We start from the raw sequence: 18334 nt of genomic DNA on the forward strand, positions 1-18334 counted from the left end.
CGATCGTGAAGCTCCACTTAAATCTTCTACGAGGTATGAGTAAGGAATGCTTCGGGACTGCTTCGGACTGCTTCGCTGTGGAGATGTCGATCAGCACCTGATCGACTCCTGCGCCGCAGGTCCGCGTCGCCGTGGCCGAGGCGACCGGCGCCCGAGGACCGCCCTATGTCCAAGCCGGCCTCTCATGAGTCACCATGGCATTCAGGACGGTCATGCACCCACCGCTCATGGAGGCGTCATGAAGCTCGGCAAGGCACTGGCCACCGGCGTCGCGGAGGAAGAGCCGCAGATCCGCGACGAGGAACCCGAACCCACCCAGGAGATCACGGACGTGGAGGTCTCCGTGCCCGAAGAGGTGCCCGCCGCCCGATGAGGCTGCGGCTCCCGCAGGAGCGCCCGTCCGAGCCGCCGACCGGATACAAGATCGCCCACCCGGTGCTCTCCCAGGACGGCACCCGGGCCGGGTTCACCGGGGTATCGCTCGGCGGGGCGCTCCCGTACGGCGTCCTGGCCGACGCGTCCTGCGTCTACGGCCGCCGGCACCGGCCGCCCGCCCGGCTGTGCGACTGCGGCTTCCACAGCGTGCACGAGCGCGCCGACGCCGAGGCCCTGCTCAGCACGGCCGAACACCGGGCCGCCGTTCTGCTCCACGTGTCGGTCCTCGGCGCCTACATCCGCTTCGAGCGCGGTTTCCGCAGCGCCCGCCAGCGGGTGCGTACGGCGACCGTCGGTCCCTGTGCCTGCGGCGCCCCCGCCGTGGCGCTGGCCGACGCCGGCTGGGGCCGGCCCGGATGGCGCGCGCTGGCCCCCTCCTGTGCGGGCTGCGTCCGGGCGCGTACGTCCCTGTCGCTCGCCGCCTTCGCCCGGCTGGCCGGAGAGGGGCTGCGCGTGGCGGCCGCGGCCGGCGGAGGGATCCACCAGGAGAGCGGCGAGGGCCTCGACGTGCCCGAACTCGTCGCGGAGGCGGCCCTGTTGCAGGCCCGGCTCGACTGGTTCCAGACCCAGCTGGCCCGGCTCGGAGACCGGGGCACCGGGAGCGCGCCGCAGGGATAGCGCCGCAGGAACAGCGGGGACGGACGGCGCGGCGGACCCGGTCGGGCTCGGTGACGCCGGACGCCGGGGTGCCCTGCGCCCGGACCCCGGGACGCCGGGCGTTCGGCGCGGCCCGTCCAATGACGGTCCCGGGGCTCCGGGAGTGCGCCGCAGCGCCGGCCGGGACCGACGGCGCGGCGTCGTCGTGGCCGACACGGTCGGGGCTCGGTGACGCCGGACGCCGGGGCTCTTCTGCGCCCGGACCCGGGGACGCCGGGCGTTCCGCGTGGCCCGTCTAGTGACGGCCGGTCAGGGTACCCGGGAGTTTCCGTGACCGAGAGGAGGCGGAACACCGTGACCGGGACCTTGGACACCCGGCCCGTGCACGAGGAGCGCCGGGCTCCGCACGACACCGCACACCACTCCGTCGGCGAGCTCGTCGGGCAGGCCACCGAACAGCTCTCCCGCCTGGTTCGGCAGGAGATCGGCCTGGCCAAGGAGGAACTGGCCGAGAAGGGCCGGCGCGCCGGACGCGGTGGCGGACTGCTGGGCGGCGCCGGGGCCTTCGCCTACGCCGGGCTGCTCGCCGCCGCGGGCACGGCGATCGCCGCGCTCTCGCTGGCGCTGCCCGTGTGGGCCGCCGCGCTGACCGTGACGGTGCTGCTGTTCGCGGTCGCCGGCCTGCTGGCCGTCGCCGGCCGCGCCCAGCTGCGCCGTGCCGCGCCGCCCGCGCCGAAGGAGGCGCTCGGCAGCGTCAGGGCCGATGTCGAGGAGATCAGGGAAAGGGCGCATCGATGACGGACGCGAGGAACGGCTCCTCCGGCAAGGCGGCCCGGGGAGCAAAGGGCCCCGACGAGTTGCGGGACCAGATCGCCGAGACACGCAGCCAGCTCGGGGCGACGGTCGAGGAACTGGCCGCGAAGGCGGACGTGAAGGGGCGGGCCCGGGCCCGTGCCGCCGATCTGCGCGACAAGGCCGGCGCCATGACGGTCCAGCTGCGCAGCAGCGCCGCGCAGGCCGGACACGTGGTCCAGGACAAGGCGTCCCACATGGGCCACGCGGTCCAGGACAAGGCGTCCCACGTCGGCCACACGGTCCAGGAGCGGGCGTCCCACATGGGCCACACGGTCCAGGACAAGGCGTCCCACGCCGGGCACACCGTCCAGGAGCGGGCGACCCACGTGGGTCACACGGTCCAGGAGCGCCGGCACACCGCCGAGCAGCAGCTCCCGCGGCCGGTGCGGACCGTCTGGGTGACCGGACGGCGCCATCCGGGAGTCGCCTGGGCCACTCTGGCGGTGCTGACCGCGGCCGGGGCCTGGCGGGTCTGGCGGGCGTACCGGCACATGAAGTAACCGAAGACCGCCTGGCGGTCGGGTCGCGGCCCGGGCCGGTGGACGTCCGGCCCGGGCCGCGGCGCGTCTTCCCCCCGCGGGGTTGACCTCAACAGCGCTTGAGGTTGAAAGGTGATCTCTGCACGCATCCGCTGCCGATCACCGGAGGCCGTCATGACCCGCCGTACCGACGCCCACCCCCAGCTGACCGACCCGCGCGTGGGCGCGCCGTTCTTCAGCATCTGGCGGGTCGGCACGCCCGAGCGCCAGCAGCTGACCGTGGAGGCGATCGCGCGTACCTGGGAGCGGCAGCCCTGGCCGGCCGACGGCCTGCTGAGCTACCACGTCTACACCGGCCGCGACGGCTCCACGGTGATGCACCACTCGCAGTGGACGGGCGAGCAGGAGTACGAGGCTTTCGTGCGCACGCGGCGCCAGGAGCGGGTGGACGAGATCGACACGGCAGTGCCGGGCATCGAGCGGGTGCGCCTCGACCGCTACCGGCATCACCGCAGCCGTGAGCGCGCCGTGGGCGACACGCGGGTGCCGGGTCTGATCGTGGCCGTGCGGATCGACTTCGACCCGTCCGCCGCCGACGAGCGGGCCCACTGGGCCGACCTGGTGCTCAAGGCCCTCGAGGACGACCCCGTCGGCCACCGGGGTCTGATCTCCGCCCACTTCCACCTCAGCACGGACGGCGGCCACGTCCTCAACTACGCCGAGTGGGAGAGCGAGCGCGCCTACGACGAGGTGCTGGCCGCTCCCGGCGAAGGCATCGGCGCGCCCACCGAGCAGTGGGAGCGGGTGCGCACGTACCCGGGCGTCAAGGGCTTCACCCCCGCCCGCTACGAGCACGCCCTCGGCCTCCTCCCCGCCTGACCTGGAGAGGAGACCGGCGCGCTGGGCTACGGGTGGAAGCGCAGCACCTGCGGGTCGTGGTCGCTGATCTGGTCGTGGAACTCCGAGTTCAGGTGCACGCTGTCGTACTCGAAGTCGCAGCCGCGCCGGATCGCCGGGCTGATCAGGATCTGGTCGAGCACCTGCGCGTTGCCCTGGTAGTCGTACGTGTACCGCTCGCTCCTGGGCAGCGACTTGATCGCCGACCACAGCTCGCCGTCGCCCTCGAGGATCTTCGCGGTGTCGGAGAACTCGAAGTCGTTGAGGTCGCCGAGCGCGATGACGTCCGCGTTCTTCTGCACCGCGAGCAGGCTCTTGACGAAGGTGTTGACCTCAGCCGCCTGCCGGTGGCGCTGCGTCTCGGAGCTGCGCACCGGCGGCTGGTACTGGGAGGTCAGCCCCTGGTCGCCACCCTTGGAGTTGAAGTGGTTGGCGATCACGAAGACCGTGCGGCCGCGGAAGACGAACTCGCCGGCCAGCGGCTTGCGGCTGGACTTCCAGGCGTCGGACGCCGGGTCGATCCGGCCCGGGGAGACGGTCAGCGCCGCCTTGCCGTGCTCGCGGGTCACGCCGACCGCGGTGCTCGCGTCGCCGCCGGGGCGGTCGGTGAACGACACCCGCTCCGGGTTGAACAGGAACACCTGGCGGATGTTGCCGCCGGGCTCGCCGCCGTCGGTGTCGTTGGCCGGGTCGATGGAGCGCCAGTCGTAGCGCGGGCCGCCGGCCGCGACGATCGCGTCGATCAGCTTGTTCACCGTCACGTCCGCGGCGGTGGTGCCGTCGTCCTTGGCGCCGTTGTTGTCCTGGATCTCCTCCAGGGACACGATGTCGGGCGACTTGAGGTTGTTCACGATCGCGGAGGCGTGCGCGGCGAAGGTGCCGTCGGACGGGTCGAGGTTCTCCACGTTGTAGGTGGCGACGGCCAGTTCGCCGTTGTGCTGCTTGCGCGTGGTCTCGCGCTCCAGGCCGCCGCTCTCCAGCGTGCCGAGGCTGCTCGCGACGAGGGTGTAGCCGCCGAACTGGTTGTAGTCGAGCGGGCCGGTGGTGGCACCGGTGAGGGTGTCGCCGACGTTCGCCGCGGGGAAGTCGGCGGTGGCGCCCAGGGACTGGATCTGCAGGCGGCCCGTGTTCTGGGAGTCGTAGGAGCCGTAGACCGTGCCGCCGCGGCGCGTGGCGTGCTCGTCCGGCTTCACCGTCACCCACAGCTCGGTGTACGGGTCGCTGGCGCCGACCACACGAGCGTCGGCGACCTGGACGTTCATGCCCTCCAGGGACTCGTAGTAGTCCAGGGCGTACTGCGCGGGCCGCAGCACCAGGCCGTTGATCGAGTTGCTCGCGGCGCTGTCCCCGGCGGGCGCGTACGCGTCCGGGACGGAGTCGGCGTCCACGACCACGGGGGCCGGGACCGCGTTGCCGCCGGAGACGACGGTCACCGCCGGCTTGGTGATCTCGGTGATCGACTGGTTGCCGGAGGACGTGCCGCCGGGGACGTACTCGGAGACCGTGCCGGACACCTTCACCGCGTCGCCGACGGCGACACCCTTGGGCGTGGAGCTGGTGAAGACGAAGACGCCCTCACTGGTCGCGGGGTTGTCGTCCGCGTTCGGGTCCTGGATCCAGAAGCCCTTGGACGAGCCGTAGGTGCGTATGCCCGTGATGATTCCGGCCACATCCGTGACCTTCTGGCCCGCGTAGGGGGAGGTCCGGGTCGTGCCCTGGATGTCGTGGATGCGCACCGAGTCCGCGTGGGCGGTGGAGCTGAGGACGACGGTGGACGCCGCGGAGCACACGGCGGCGACGGTGAGCGCGGCGAGACGCGCGGACGACTTGCTCGGCAAGGGATTCCCTCCGGGGACGTGACAAAGGCGCCGGGACGAGGGTGGTGCGGGCGGCGCATGACGCGCGTAGAAGACGGTGAACGGTCGTTCCCTTCCTTCTACGCGCGTCAATTTCCAGCCTGGCCGGGGCAGTTGTCAAGGTTTCGGCCATGTACGGCGGGCGGCGGGGAGATGAACCGGGCGGCATGGGTGGAAACCCGTCTAGGCTGAACGGGCAGAGTGGCACATCGCGTCCTAGGAGAACCAGCCCATGTCAGACAGCTCCCCCCTGCCCCCGGTGCGGCTGACCCCGGAAGCGGAGCTGGCGCGGGACGCCCTGTCCACGCCGCTGCTCGCCCGGGCCGCGAAACTCGCCCGCTGGGCCGGGCCCGACACCCGCGTGGACGCCGGGGGCGGCCTGGTGGAGGAGCAGCTGCCAGGTGCCGCCGAGGCGCTCGGGCTGGCCGGCGACGACGCGGCGGCGTACGCGAGCGAGGCCTGGCGGGTCGCCGTCGACACCGGGCTCGTGGAGATCACCGACGAGGAGGCCGGCACCGTGGCCGCCGGGCCGGACCTGGCGCTGCTCACCGGCTCGCCGCAGGACGTGCTCGGCCTCTGGCTCGGCGCCCTGGAGACGGTGATCGCGGACGCGAGCGTGCCCGACCTGGACGACCTGGTCGACGCGCTCGACGAGGGCGGGGAGGTCGACTTCTCGCAGCTGGACTGGGACCCCGAGGCGGAGGCCGCCTTCCTGGACGGCGTCCTCGGCAACCTCTATCTGCTCACCGTGAACGAGGACGGGCCAGGCGACGGGCCGGTGCCGCTGCCCGCGCTCGCCGCGTCGATGATCGTGCCCGGCGACATGGGTGAGCCCACCAACGACATGCTGGAGCAGGTCTCGGACGCGATGATGCGCCTCGACGACCAGTTCCGGCTGCTGGAGCCGGTCGGACTGGTCGAGTACCAGCCGGTGGACGAGGCCCTGATGGCGGACGCCGACGAGGAGCCCGCCGCGCCCGTCGACGACACCGACGTCGCCCGCTACGGCATGGTCCGGCTCACCCCGCTCGGCCTGTACGGGCTGCGGGCGCGGCTGCTGGAGGCCGGGTTCACGGCGCCGGCCGTCGGCGACCTCACCGACAAGGGCGCCGACGCGCTGCTGGACGGCACCGCCCACTACGGCCCGCTGGCCGCCCGCGCGGAGACCGAGCAGTGGCTGGCCCGGCGCGAACCCCTCGCCGCCGCGCGGGAGTTGCTGGCCGCCGCGCGCGGCAGCGACGCCGGCGCACCGCTGCGGCGGCTGCGCTGCCAGGAGGCGCTGTCCCTCGTCGGTACGGCCGCCGAGCCGGCCCTGCGCGAGGTGCTGGACGACGCGGAGCTGGGCGGACTGGCCCGGGTCTGGCTCACCGAGCACGGTGCGCAGGACGTGCCCGCGCCCTCTCCTGACCTGATCTTCTGGCTGACCATCGACACCGTGGCCGCCCAGCTCGCCGCCGAGGGCAACTCGGAGGAGCTCCAGGGCCTGGTGGAGGGACTGGCCGCCCAGCACGACGGCTTCTTCGCCGCGGCCTGGCGCGTCGACCACCCCGCCACCGCCGACGTACTGGAAGCGATGGGCCGGCTGCACCCGGACAAGAAGGTGGCCAAGGAGGCGCGGAAGGCCGCGTTCAAGGCCCGGTCGGCCCACGGAGGCTGAGCGCCTGCCGGCACCAGCGCCTGCCGGCACCAGCGCCTGCCGGCACCGCATCGGCGCCCGGCTCGCACCCGCACCGGCGCCTCCGGCACCGCATCGGCGCCCTGCTCGCACCGCACCGGCGCCTCCGGCATCGCATCGGCGCCCTGCTCGCACCGCACCGGCGCCTCCGGCATCGCATCGGCGCCCTGCTCGCACCGCACCGGCGCCTCCGGCATCGCATCACGGGGCCCCCGCCGCTTGACGCGCCGGGGGCCCCGCTGTGCCTCCCGGCGTGCGCGGCGGTGCAGGGCTGCGGGGTTCAGCGGAGCAGGTGCGCGGCGGTAGGAAGGTGCGGGTACGCGCGCTCGGGCGGCCCGCATCAATGAGTGCTGGGCGGCCCGCATCGGGGAGTGCGGGTGGGGCTGTAGGGGGTGCTCGCGCGCCCCGTCGGGGGGTGCGGGTGAGGCCGCCCGGGCGGGCCCTGGCAGGGAATGCGGGTGAGGCCGGCCGGGACTCCGCGGGGCCACCGCGGGAGCACCGTGGCGCCGAGGGGAGCGTGGGCGGCCGCCGGCGGGAGCCGGGGTGTCGCGGTGCCGGTTCGCGGGTGGACTCGCCGAGGAGCGGCCCGCCACCGGCGCACGCCGCGCGTCACACCCGCTTCCGGTGGGATCATGGGTGGATCCATACCGATTCATGGGACGCGCCGTACGGATTCATGGAAGCCGACCCGCTCATGATGCCCCGTGTTCAACCCCCGTTCAGTCGCGGGCGCGACGGTGGCGCCGACTCAGAGGTCCGCCACCCTCCACGGCACATCCACCCGTCTCAGGAGACACGCATGTCGCTCACCCGCAGGGACTTCGGCAGGAACACCGCGGCTACCGGTGCCGGGGTCGCCCTGGCCGGCACGGTCGGTGCCCTGGCCAGCGCGCCCAACGCCCTCGCCTTCGCCGACACCGAGACCGCGGGCGAGGCGTCGGCGGACGCTCACCACGGGGTCGGCTACGGCCCGCTCCTGCCCGACCCCAAGGGCATCCTGGCCCTGCCCGCCGGTTTCTCCTACCGCGTCATCACCTACAGCGGGAAGACCACGCTGGAGTCCGGCGAGTCCACCCCGTCCAACCACGACGGCACCGCCACCTTCGACGGCCCGCGCGGCGCGACCCTGCTGGTGAACAACCACGAGCTCAAGGGCCCCCGGGCGAACTGGAAGTACCCGGTGCCGCTCACCGAGGGCCTCGTCTACGACCCCGCCGCCTCCGGTGGCTGCACGGTCGTCGAGGTGCGCCGCGACCACGTCGCCGAGTGGGTCGGCATCGCCGGCACCTCGACCAACTGCGCCGGCGGCCGCACCCCCTGGGACACCTGGCTGACCTGCGAGGAGACCGAGGACAAGGCCGGCCAGAACGGCATGACCAAGGACCACGGCTACGTCTTCGAGGTCGACCCCGAGGACCGCCGGGCCAACCGCGACCCCAAGCCCATCAAGGCGCTGGGCCGCTACGCTCACGAGGCCGTCGTCATCGACCCCAAGCGCGGCCACGCCTACCTCACCGAGGACGCCTCCGGCCCCAACGGCCTGCTCTACCGCTGGACCCCGCCGGAGGGCTTCGAGCACGGCCGCGGCAAGCTGCGCACCCTCGCCGACGACGCCGGCGTGCTCCAGGCGTTCAAGTGCTTCGACTCCGGCGGCCAGTTCGTCGACGACCTCTCCCGCGCCACGAAGACCGGCACGGTCTACGGCGTGGACTGGGTCGACGTGCCCGACCGCGACGCGAAGACCGTGTCCGTGCGCAAGCAGTTCACCGCCGGCCAGATCACCCGCGCCCGCAAGCTGGAGGGTATGTGGTGGGGTGACGGCGGCGCCTACATCGTCTCCTCCTTCGCCCGCGCGGAGAGCCCGGTCCAGCACGACGGACAGGTCTGGTTCTACGACCCCAAGCGGCGCACCCTCACCCTGAAGGTGCTGCTCGGCGTGAACCCGGACCCGGCGAAGGACGGAAACTTCGACGGCCCCGACAACATCACCGTCTCCCCCTACGGCGGTCTGGTGATCGCCGAGGACGGCGAGGGCGTGCAGCACCTGTTCGGCGCCACCGAGAGCGGCCGCACCTACCCCATCGCCCGCAACGAGCTCAACAACGGCACGGCCGAGAAGCCCGAGTACAGCGAGTTCACCGGCGTCACCTTCTCGCCCGACGGCAAGACCCTCTTCGCCAACATCCAGGAGCCGGGCATCATGCTGGCGATCACCGGGCCCTGGAAGCGTCAGAAGCGGTAACCACCCCCGCCGAGGCGGCCGTTAATTCGTTCGCACGCCCCGAGCTGTGCCTCCTACAGTGAGATCACAACGCAGCGCACCTCCCGGTGCGATGACAGCGGCTACTTCTTCTCCCAAAAGAATCCGATGCCGCAGTCGACCTGATCTCGGGAGGCGCAGCTCACGGTGGGTGCCCGGTGCGCAGGCAGCGGATACTTCGGTCAGCGGGTCGCGGGTTCGAATCCCGCCGGCACCTTCGGGGTGCTGTAGCTCAGCGGATGGAGCAGCTGTTTTTCTTCCGTCGCCGACTGAGAACTCGGGCACCCTCCATCTGCCGCGCCTCCCTCCGAAATGCCACAGAATTCGGGGGAATTCATCATGGCGCGATTCAACACGCGTACCGCCAAGGCACAGCCCGTCTCCCGCGTCACCTCCACCGGCCGCGTCCTGCGCACCTACGAGGGCGGCCGGGGCCACGAGCGCGACGCGCGCTCCGAACTCTTTCTGCTCGCGGTGTCGAACCTCGTCTCCCAGCAGACCTTCTACGAGTCCGGCGCGGAGCGCGACGACCGGTTCGCCCGGCTGGTGCGCGAGCTCGCCGTCACCGACCCCTCCTGGACGGCCGGCCTGCTCGGCTGGCTGCGCGGCGAGGGCGGCATCCGTACGGCCGCGGTCGTGGGCGCCGCCGAGTACGTGAAGGCGCGCCCGGACGCCGGCGCCACCGACGGCCCGTCGAACCGGCAGGTCGTGGACTCCGTCCTGCGGCGCCCGGACGAGCCCGGCGAACTGCTGGCCTACTGGACCGCGACGTACGGCCGAGCCGTGCCCAAGCCCGTCAAGCGCGGCATCGCCGACGCCGTACGCCGGCTGTACACCGGCAAGGCGCTGCTGAAGTACGACACCGCCACCAAGGGCTACCGCTTCGGCGACATCCTCAACCTTGTGCACGCGACGCCGGACCCGGACAAGCCCGGGCAGGGCGAGCTGTTCCGGTACGCGCTGGACCGCAGGCACCACCCCGACACGGCCGTACCGCCCGCCGGTGACCGCGTCCTCACCGCGCACCGCGCGCTGATGGAGCTGCCGGTGCAGGAGCGGCGCGCGGTGGTGACGTCGGCCGGCGGCGCCGAGCGGCTGGCGGCGGCCGGGATGACCTGGGAGGCGCTGGCGGGATGGCTGCGGGGCCCGATGGACCGGGCGGCCTGGGAGGCCGTGATCCCGTCCATGGGCACGATGGCGCTGGTGCGCAACCTGCGCAACTTCGACGAGGCCGGCGTCTCGGACGAGGTCGCGGCGCGCGTGGCGGCCCGGATCAGTGACCCGCTGGAAGTGGCGCGCTCGCGGCAGTTCCCCTTCCGCTACCTCGCCGCCCACCGGCACGCGCCGTCGCTGCGCTGGGCCTACCCGCTGGAGCAGGCACTGCGCCACTCGCTGGCCAAAGTGCCCGCGCTGCCGGGCCGGACGCTGGTGCTCGTCGACCGATCGGGCTCGATGTTCTGGTCGCGGCTGTCCGACCGCTCGGAGCTCACCCGGGCCGACGCGGCGGCGGTGTTCGGCACGGCGCTCGCGCTGCGCGCGCAGCACGCGGACCTCGTCGAGTTCGGGACGTCGAGCGACCTGGTGCCGTTCCGCAAGGGCGAGTCGGTGCTGAACGTCCTGGGCCGTTTCGGCGACCTGGGCGGCACCGACACGGTCGAGGCGGTGCGCCGCCACTACCGGCGCCACGACCGGGTGCTGATCGTCACCGACGAGCAGTACGCAGCGAGCCGGCACGGCGACCCCACCGAGCAGGTGCCGGCGCACGTTCCCGTCTACACCTGGAACCTGGCCGGTCACCGGGCGGCCCACGGCCCGTCCGGGCAGGGCAACCGGCACACCTTCGGCGGCCTCACGGACGCGGCGTTCCGTATGGTCCCGCTGCTGGAGGCCGGTGCCGACGCCGACTGGCCGTGGACCGGGCAGCCGGCCGTTCACTGAGCTTCTTCCGCAGCTGCCCCGTCCGGTGTCCCCGGGCGGGGTGGTGGAGCATGCGGGCAGCACGGGCGCACGACGGTGCCCCGAACGACAACCTGGACTGTCTCCGCTCAGCTCTCGCTAAGATGCGGAGAGGCTCTCCGGATGTCCAAGGAGTTTCTGGATGACGCAGGTCAAGCCCATGCGCGCGGACGCTCGGCGCAACTACGAGCGGTTGCTGAAGGCGGCGGCACAGGCCTTCGCCGAGCATGGGGAGGGCGCGTCGCTCGACGACATCGCCAAGCGCGCGGGTGTCGGCTCCGGCACGCTGTACCGGCACTTCCCGACGCGGCAGGCGCTGCTGGAGGCCGCGTACGTGGACCGCGTCGAGGCGATGGCGGCACGGGCCGACGAGATCGCGCGGGAGCTGCCGCCGGGCGAGGCGCTCGTGGAGTGGCTGTACGAGCTCTGCGTGGGCACGATCCAGGTGCGCGGGCTGAAGGCCCTGCTGGGGTCGGCCGTCACGGACGGCAGTGCTTCCGCGCTGACCGTGTGCGGCACGTCGATGAAGGCCGCGGCGGCGCGACTGGTGGAGGCGGCGCGGGCGGAAGGGACGCTGCGGGGGGATGTCGGGCCGGTGGATCTGCTGCGGCTGGCCCACGGCGTCGCGACGGCCTCGGAACTGGCGGACCCGGAGGGCGGGCAGATCCGGCGGTATCTGTCGGTGCTGACGGAGGGGCTGCGGCCCGGGAGGTGACCCGGGCCCGGGGCGCCCCGTTGCCGACGGGGCGCCCGTGCGGGCCTTGTGACTACAGCGCCTGGGCCGCCGGCTTGACCATGTTGCGGACCGTGCGGGCCTTCACGAAGTCGCCGATCGCCGTCATCTCCCACTCGCCCGAGAACTGGCGGATGAGCTTGGCCATCATCACACCGGTCTGCGCCTCGGCGTGGGTGAGGTCGAAGCGGACCAGCTCCTCGCCGGTGGCCGCGTCCATCAGGCGGCAGTAGGCCTTGGCGACCTCGGTGAACTTCTGGCCGGAGAAGGAGTTGACCGTGAAGACCAGGCCGGTGACGTCCTGGGGGAGGCGGCCGAGGTCGACCACGATCACCTCGTCGTCGCCCGCGCCCTCACCGGTGAGGTTGTCGCCGGAGTGCTTCACCGCGCCGTTCAGGATGGACAGCTTGCCGAAGTAGCAGCTGTCGAGGTGGTTGCGCTGCGGGCCGTAGGCGATGACGGACGCGTCGAGGTCGATGTCCGCGCCGCGGAACGCGGGCTCCCAGCCGAGGCCCATCTTGACCTGCGAGAGCAGCGGGCGGCCGCCCTTGACCAGGGAGACGGTCTGGTTCTTCTGCAGGCTGACCCGGCCCTTGTCGAGGTTGATCTTCCCGGCGCCCGGCGCGGGGGCCGGGGGTGCGGCCGGGGGAGCGGGCGGCGCGGCCGGGGTCTGCACGGGGGCCGGAGGCGTCACGGGCTGCGGCGGTGTCGCCGGCTGCGGCGGGGCCGCGGCCGGGGCGGGCTCCTCCACCGTCACGCCGAAGTCCGTGGCGATGCCGGCCAGGCCGTCGGCGTACCCCTGGCCGACGGCGCGGGCCTTCCACTGGCCGCCGCGCTGATAGATCTCCACCACGACCAGGGCCGTCTCGGTGCCCAGCTGCGGGGGTGTGAAGGTGGCCAGGACCGAGCCGTCGTCCGCGTTGCGCAGCGTGGCCGTCGGCTCGATGCCCTGGAAGGTCTGCCCGGCGGCGTCCGGGCTGGCGGTGACGACCACCTTCTCGATACCCGGCGGCAGCGCGGTCGTGTCGACCGTGATCGCGTCCGGGGCCGTGCCGCCGCCCGAGCGGTACGTCACGCCCGGGCCGGCCGGCTGGTTGTAGAAGATGAAGTCGTCGTCGGAGCGCACCTTGCCGTCGGAGGTGAGCAGCAGGCCCGACACGTCGAGCCGCACCGGGGCGGCGACGTCCACCGTCACGCGCGCGGCCGGCAGAGGGATGTTCGAGCCAGGGGTCATAGCTGTCATGCCGGGTGAACGAATGACACCGCTTTACCGTTCCCTTACCCGCCGAATGGCTTACGGCACCACCACGATCTTGCGCCCCACCCCCGCCGCGAACTGCTCCAGCGCCTGCGGGTACCCCTCCAGCGGCAGCCGGTCGCTGATGAAGATCTCCGGGTCGAGGACGCCGCCGGCGAAGAGCTCCGCCGCTCGTTCGAAGCTGTGCAGGACCGCCATGGACCCGGTGATCGTGATCTCCTGGTTGTAGACGCGGTACGGGTCGATCGTCACCCGCGTCGCGTAGTCGGCCACCCCGAACTGCAGGAACGTGCCCGCCTTCGCCACCCGGCCCAGACCGTCCTGGATCGCGGCGGCGTTGCCCGTCGCGTCCACGACCACGTCCCAGCCCTGCGGGCGGTCCAGCTCGTCGGCGCTCGCGGCCGACGCGGACACGCCCAGCCGGCGGGCCGTCTCGAGGCGGGCCGGGTTCACGTCCACCATGTCCACGCTCGCCGCGCCCGTCCGCTTGGCCAGCTCCAGCATCATCAGGCCCATCGTGCCGGAGCCGTAGATCAGCACGTGCGCGCCGAGGCGGGCGCGCAGCACGTCGTAGCCGCGCACGGCGCACGACAGCGGCTCCACCAGCGCCGCGTCCTGCGTGCGCACATGCTCGGGCAGCTTCACGCAGTTGGCGACCGGGGCCAGAGCGAACTGCGCCGCACCGCCCGCCGTCGTCACGCCGATCGCCGCCCACCGTTCGCACAGGTTGTTGTGGCCGCTGCGGCAGTAGCGGCACTCGTAGCAGTAGAGAGAGGGGTCCACGGCGACCCGGTCGCCCTCCGCGACCTCCGTGACCTGGCGGCCCACGGCGACGACCGTCCCGGCGAACTCGTGCCCCGGCACGATCGGCAGCTTCGGCGCGAACTCGCCCTGCAGGATGTGCAGATCCGTACCGCACAGACCGCAGGCCGCCACCTCGACGACGACCTCGCGCGGGCCCGGCGTCGGGTCCGGGACCTCGGTGACGACGGCACGGCCCACGGACTCGATGACGGCGGCCTTCATTTCACAGCTCCCAACGACAGGCCCTGGACGAGTTTGTCCTGGGCGGCGAACCCCGCGGCGAGCACCGGCAGGGAGACGACGAGCGACGCGGCGCACACCTTCGCCAGGAACAGTCCCTGGCTGGTGATGAAGCCGGTCAGGAAGACGGGCGCGGTCTCGGCGACGACACCGGTGAGCACCCGGGCGAACAGCAGCTCGTTCCAGCTGAAGATGAAGCAGATCAGCGCGGTCGCCGCGATACCGGGCAGGGCGATCGGGGCGACCACCCGCGCGAGGATCACCGGGAGACGGGCCCCGTCCACGCGCGCCGCCTCGATGACCGCGACCGGGACCTCGGCGAGGAAGGACTGCATCATCCATACCGCGATCGGCAGGTTCATCGAGGTGTACAGGACGACCAGCAGCCAGATGTTGTCCAGCAGTCCCGCGTTCCTGGCGAAGAGGTACACCGGCAGCAGGCCCGCCACGGCGGGCAGCATCTTGGTGGACAGGAAAAAGAACAGCACGTCCGTCCACTTGCGCACCCGCCGGATCGACAGCGCGTACGCCGCCGGCAGCGCCAGCAGCAGCACCAGCGCCGTGGAGGCCACCGACGCCACCACCGAGTTGATCAGCGCCGGCCAGGGGCTCGCGCCGCTGCCCGCGCCGAAGAACTCGCGGTAGCCGTCCAGCGTCAGAGACGCGGCGAAGGACGGCGGGTTGGTCGCCGCGTCCTGCTCGGAGTGCAGGGACGTCAGCGCCATCCACGCGACGGGCAGGAAGAACACGATCCCGGCCAGCCAGGCCAGCAGACCCAGGCCACCTCGGCGCAGTACGGCGGTCATGAGCGCGCCACCTCCTCACGGAACAGGGACGACACCACGCGCAGCGCGAGGGTCGCGATGAGAATCGAGCCGATGACGACCAGGACGCCCGCGGCGGAGGCGAGGCCGTTCTCGTGGGCCTGGTAGAAGCTCTGGTAGACGGTGTAGGGCAGGTTGGCCGTGCCGAGTCCGCCGGACGTGATCGTGAAGACCGCGTCGAAGTTCTGCACGATGTAGATCGAGCCGAGCAGGGCGCCCAGTTCGAGGTAGCGGCGCAGGTGCGGCAGCGTGAGGTGGCGGAAGACCTGCCAGTTGTTCGCGCCGTCCACGCGGGCGGCCTCCAGCTGCTCCGGGTCGCGGCTCTGCAGCCCGGCCAGCAGGATCAGCATCATGAACGGGGTCCACTGCCACACCAGGGACGCCTCGACCGCGAGCAGCGGGGTGCCCGAGATCCAGTCCGGCTGCGGGCCGCCGACGTAGTGCAACAGGCCGTTGAGCAGGCCGTACTCGGGGTTGTACAGCACGTGCTTCCACAGCAGGGCCGCCGCCACCGGCACGATCAGGAACGGCGCGATCAGCAGGGTGCGCACCACGCCCCGGCCACGGAATCTGCGGTCCAGCAGCAGTGCGAGGGCGAGGCCCAGGACCAGGCTCACCAGCACCACGGCCGCCGTCAGCAGCACCGTCGTCCACACCGAGTGGCGCAGGCCCGCGTCGGTGAGGACCTGGCGGTAGTTGTCGAGGCCGGAGAAGCGGCGGGCCGTGGGGTAGAGGGCGTTCCAGTCGAAGAAGGAGATCACCAGCGTGGCCACGAACGGCAGCTGGGTCACGGCGATCATGAAGACCAGGGCGGGCAGCAGCGGGGCGCGGGTGGCCCACGCGCGCAGCCGGGCGGAGGGCTGCCGTACCGCTTGGACGGGGGCTGCCGTCAGGGGCGTGGTGGTCGTGGCGGTCATCGTCCCTCGTACTCCTTCGCGATGCGCTCGGCGAGCTGCTGGGACTTCCTCAGGGCCGTCTCGACGGACTGGCGTCCGGCGATGGCCGCGCTGATCTCCTGGGAGACCTTGGTGCCGAGGTCGGTGAACTCGGGGATGCCGACGAACTGGATGCCGGGCGCCGGGCGCGGCTGCACACCGGGGTCGCGGGGGCGGGCGGACTCGATGGCCTCGCGGGTCATCTCCTGGAAGGCGGCGGCCTCCTGGACGTAGGCCGGGTTGGTGTACGTCGACGCGCGCTTGCCGGCCGGGACGTTCGACCAGCCGGACTCCTTGCCGACCAGTTGCTCGTAGCCCTTGCCCGACGCCCAGGAGACGAACTTCCACGCCTTGTCGGAGTTGCGGGAGGCCTTCTGGATGCCCCATGCCCAGGTGTAGAGCCAGCCGGCGGACCTGGTGCGCTCCACGGGTGCGGGGGCGTAGCCGATCTTGCCCTTCACGGGGGAGTTCGCGGCCTCCAGGGAACCGGCCGCCGACGTGGCGTCGTACCACATGGCGACCTTGCCCTGGGTCATGTTGTTCAGGCACTCCGCGAAACCGGACTGGGCGGCGCCGGACTCGCCGTGCGCACGGACGAGGTCGACATAGAACCTCGTCGCCTTCGTAAAGGCGGGGGAGTCGAGCCGCGCCGTCCAGTCCTTGTCGAACCAGGTGCCGCCGAAGGTGTTCACGACCGTCGTCAGGGGCGCCGTCAGCTCGCCCCAGCCGGGCAGTCCGCGCAGGCAGATGCCCTTCATGCCCGGCTCGGCGCCGTCCGCCTTCGCCGCGAGGTCGGCGACCTGCTGCCAGGTGGGGTGGGCGGGCATGGTCAGGCCCTTGGCCGCGAACACGTCCTTGCGGTACATCAGGAAGGACGACTCGCCGTAGAAGGGCTGGCCGTAGCGCTTGCCGTCGTCGCCGGTGAGGGACTCGGCGATGGGCCGCAGGACGTCCTTCTCGTCGTACGCCGGGTCATCGGCGGCGTAGGAGTCCATCTCGTGCAGCCAGCCGTTGCGGGCGTAGATCGGTATCTCGTAGTTGGACAGGGTCGCCACGTCGTACTGGCCGGCCTGGTTGGCGAAGTCCTGGCTGATCTTGTCGCGGACGTCGTTCTCCGGCAGGACGGTGAAGTTGACCTTGATGCCGGTCTCGCGGGTGAAGTGGGCGGCGGTCAGCTTCTGGAGTTCCACCATCTGCGGGTTGTTGACCATCAGGACGTTGAGGGAGTCGCCGCCGGAACCGGACCCGCCCGCGCCGGCCCAGCAGCCGGACAACAGCGGGGCGAGCAGCATCCCTGCGGCGGCCGTGGCGAGCGCGGCTCGCGGCCTCCGTCGGCTCGGGGTGCGCATGGATCGCTCCTGGAGGTATGGGGAGATAAGGGGCGCCGCGGCCAAGGCGGCGTCCCCGTGGGGACTTGGCGTGGATCAGACCCGGACGACCTGCGGGCCCAGCAGGGAGTAGCGGTGGGCCTCGGCCGCCGGGAGCTGGGTGCTCGTCACGATCGCCTCCAGCGCGCCGACCTCGGCGAACCGGCAGAAACTGACCGCTCCGAACTTGGTGTGCACGCCCGCGAAGACGCAGCGCCGCGCGGCGCGCATCGCCTGCGCCTTGACCTCGCCGACCGCCGGGTCGGGCGTGGTCAGGCCGTACTCGCGGGAGATGCCGTTGGCGCCGATGTAGGCGAGGTCGAGCACGAACCCGGCGAGCATCTTCGTCGTCCAGTGGTCGACCGTGGCGAGGGTGCCGGAGCGGACCCGCCCGCCGAGCAGCAGCACCGACGTGTCCGGGGCCTCGGCGAGTGCGCCCGCGACCGGCAGGGACGCGGTGACGACGGTCAGCGGCCGGTCCCGGGGGAGGGCCTCGGCGATGAGCTGCGGGGTGAAGCCCTCGTCGACGAAGACCGTCTCGGCGTCCCCGAGCAGCTCGGCCGCGGCGGCCGCGATCCGGCGCTTCTCGGGCACGTGGCTGGTGGCGCGGAAGGCGAGCGTCGTCTCGAAGCCGGCGCTCTCCACCGGGTAGGCCCCACCGTGGGTGCGGCGGACCAGCCCGTGGTCCTCCAGGGCGCGCAGATCCCGTCGTACGGTCTCCTTGGCCACGCCCAGTTCGGCGGCGAGCGCGGTGACGTCGACCGACCCGGTGGCGCGGGCGGCCCGCACGATCTCCCGTTGGCGTTCTTCCGCACTTCTCGTGGTCATGACCGGCCCACCTCCCTCGCCGCGGTGCCCGTTCGGGCCCATGGGGGAAGTTCTACAGCCGGTGCCGGGCGCTGACCAGGTCTGTTGCACGGCCGATGCTGCCCGGATGTGCCCGAGTGCGACGGGCGGTGCCCGCCGCGGACCTGCACAAGAGCGGTGCGCGGGCGTGGGACCGGGCACGGCGGGTGCCCGAACACGGGGGCGGGGGGGGGCCGGGGGGGGGCCCCCCCCCCCCCGCGCCCCCCGCCCCCCCCCCCCCAAGTAGCCCCCGCCCCGGGGGGGGGGGGGGGCGTGGGGCCCCCGCCGGCCGGGGCCCCCGGGTGGGGCGCCCCCAC

Annotated in this window: 16 protein-coding genes and 1 tRNA gene; 10 read left to right on the forward strand and 7 right to left on the reverse strand. The window is 72.6% G+C overall.

The features are described 5' to 3' along the window. Nucleotides 1-238: 238 nt before the first annotated feature. From ACZ67Q_RS11800 to ACZ67Q_RS11820, 5 genes are all read left to right on the forward strand, one after another. Nucleotides 239-373 (forward strand): hypothetical protein, encoded by a 135-nt coding sequence (locus ACZ67Q_RS11800; RefSeq protein ID WP_469809997.1) that lies wholly within the window; start codon nt 239-241, stop codon nt 371-373. Then, entirely contained in the window at nt 370-1053 is a 684-nt protein-coding gene (locus ACZ67Q_RS11805) for a hypothetical protein (RefSeq protein WP_471179775.1), read from the forward strand. Before ACZ67Q_RS11800 ends, ACZ67Q_RS11805 begins: the two co-directional genes overlap by 4 nt. 333 nt (nt 1054-1386) lie before the next feature. Next, the gene (locus ACZ67Q_RS11810; protein WP_471179777.1) at nt 1387-1830 is read left to right on the forward strand and encodes a phage holin family protein; all 444 of its coding nucleotides are present in this window, start codon (nt 1387-1389) and stop codon (nt 1828-1830) included. Further along, nucleotides 1827-2387: a DUF3618 domain-containing protein gene (locus ACZ67Q_RS11815; protein WP_471179780.1), complete on the forward strand. Its 561-nt coding sequence runs from the start codon at nt 1827-1829 to the stop codon at nt 2385-2387. Before ACZ67Q_RS11810 ends, ACZ67Q_RS11815 begins: the two co-directional genes overlap by 4 nt. 153 nt (nt 2388-2540) lie before the next feature. Continuing rightward, nucleotides 2541-3245 carry an antibiotic biosynthesis monooxygenase gene (locus ACZ67Q_RS11820; RefSeq protein WP_471179783.1) on the forward strand — a complete coding sequence of 235 codons (705 nt, stop codon included), beginning with the start codon at nt 2541-2543 and terminating at the stop codon, nt 3243-3245. A gap of 26 nt (nt 3246-3271) precedes the next feature. On the opposite strand, the gene ACZ67Q_RS11825 is transcribed toward ACZ67Q_RS11820, so the two are convergent. Then, entirely contained in the window at nt 3272-5101 is a 1830-nt protein-coding gene (locus ACZ67Q_RS11825; protein WP_471179786.1) for an endonuclease/exonuclease/phosphatase family protein, read from the reverse strand. A 250-nt stretch (nt 5102-5351) separates the two neighbouring features. On the opposite strand from ACZ67Q_RS11825, the gene ACZ67Q_RS11830 reads away from it, so the two are divergent. From ACZ67Q_RS11830 to ACZ67Q_RS11850, 5 genes are all read left to right on the forward strand, one after another. Further along, on the forward strand, nt 5352-6776 hold the full coding sequence (locus tag ACZ67Q_RS11830) for a hypothetical protein (RefSeq protein ID WP_471179789.1): 1425 nt from the start codon (nt 5352-5354) through the stop codon (nt 6774-6776). 817 nt (nt 6777-7593) lie between these two features. Next, nucleotides 7594-9036, forward strand: coding sequence for an alkaline phosphatase PhoX (locus ACZ67Q_RS11835; RefSeq protein ID WP_471179792.1), 1443 nt, complete (start codon nt 7594-7596; stop codon nt 9034-9036). A 168-nt stretch (nt 9037-9204) separates the two neighbouring features. Further along, nucleotides 9205-9271: transfer RNA gene (locus tag ACZ67Q_RS11840), tRNA-OTHER, on the forward strand. Nucleotides 9272-9393: 122 nt separating this feature from the next. Then, nucleotides 9394-10992, forward strand: coding sequence for a TROVE domain-containing protein (locus ACZ67Q_RS11845; RefSeq protein ID WP_471179794.1), 1599 nt, complete (start codon nt 9394-9396; stop codon nt 10990-10992). A 160-nt stretch (nt 10993-11152) separates the two neighbouring features. Beyond that, nucleotides 11153-11725, forward strand: coding sequence for a TetR/AcrR family transcriptional regulator (locus ACZ67Q_RS11850; RefSeq protein ID WP_471179797.1), 573 nt, complete (start codon nt 11153-11155; stop codon nt 11723-11725). Between the two features lie 52 nt (nt 11726-11777). Here the strand turns inward: ACZ67Q_RS11850 and ACZ67Q_RS11855 are convergent, their stop codons facing one another. The 6 genes from ACZ67Q_RS11855 to ACZ67Q_RS11880 form a co-directional block, all read right to left on the reverse strand. Continuing rightward, nucleotides 11778-12977 carry a TerD family protein gene (locus ACZ67Q_RS11855; protein WP_471179799.1) on the reverse strand — a complete coding sequence of 400 codons (1200 nt, stop codon included), beginning with the start codon at nt 12975-12977 and terminating at the stop codon, nt 11778-11780. Between the two features lie 60 nt (nt 12978-13037). After that, on the reverse strand, nt 13038-14027 hold the full coding sequence (locus tag ACZ67Q_RS11860) for a zinc-dependent alcohol dehydrogenase family protein (protein WP_471179801.1): 990 nt from the start codon (nt 14025-14027) through the stop codon (nt 13038-13040). Continuing rightward, complete coding sequence (locus ACZ67Q_RS11865) at nt 14024-14851, reverse strand: carbohydrate ABC transporter permease (RefSeq protein WP_471179804.1); 828 nt, start codon at nt 14849-14851, stop codon at nt 14024-14026. Before ACZ67Q_RS11865 ends, ACZ67Q_RS11860 begins: the two co-directional genes overlap by 4 nt. After that, nucleotides 14848-15786, reverse strand: a complete 939-nt coding sequence (locus tag ACZ67Q_RS11870) for a carbohydrate ABC transporter permease (RefSeq protein ID WP_471179807.1) — start codon at nt 15784-15786, stop codon at nt 14848-14850. Before ACZ67Q_RS11870 ends, ACZ67Q_RS11865 begins: the two co-directional genes overlap by 4 nt. Continuing rightward, complete coding sequence (locus ACZ67Q_RS11875; RefSeq protein ID WP_471179810.1) at nt 15783-17153, reverse strand: ABC transporter substrate-binding protein; 1371 nt, start codon at nt 17151-17153, stop codon at nt 15783-15785. Before ACZ67Q_RS11875 ends, ACZ67Q_RS11870 begins: the two co-directional genes overlap by 4 nt. Before the next feature lie 75 nt (nt 17154-17228). Continuing rightward, nucleotides 17229-17999 carry a DeoR/GlpR family DNA-binding transcription regulator gene (locus tag ACZ67Q_RS11880; RefSeq protein ID WP_471179813.1) on the reverse strand — a complete coding sequence of 257 codons (771 nt, stop codon included), beginning with the start codon at nt 17997-17999 and terminating at the stop codon, nt 17229-17231. Nucleotides 18000-18334: the final 335 nt, after the last annotated feature.

It is taken from the genome of Streptomyces sp. NPDC036813 (genome assembly GCF_055609245.1).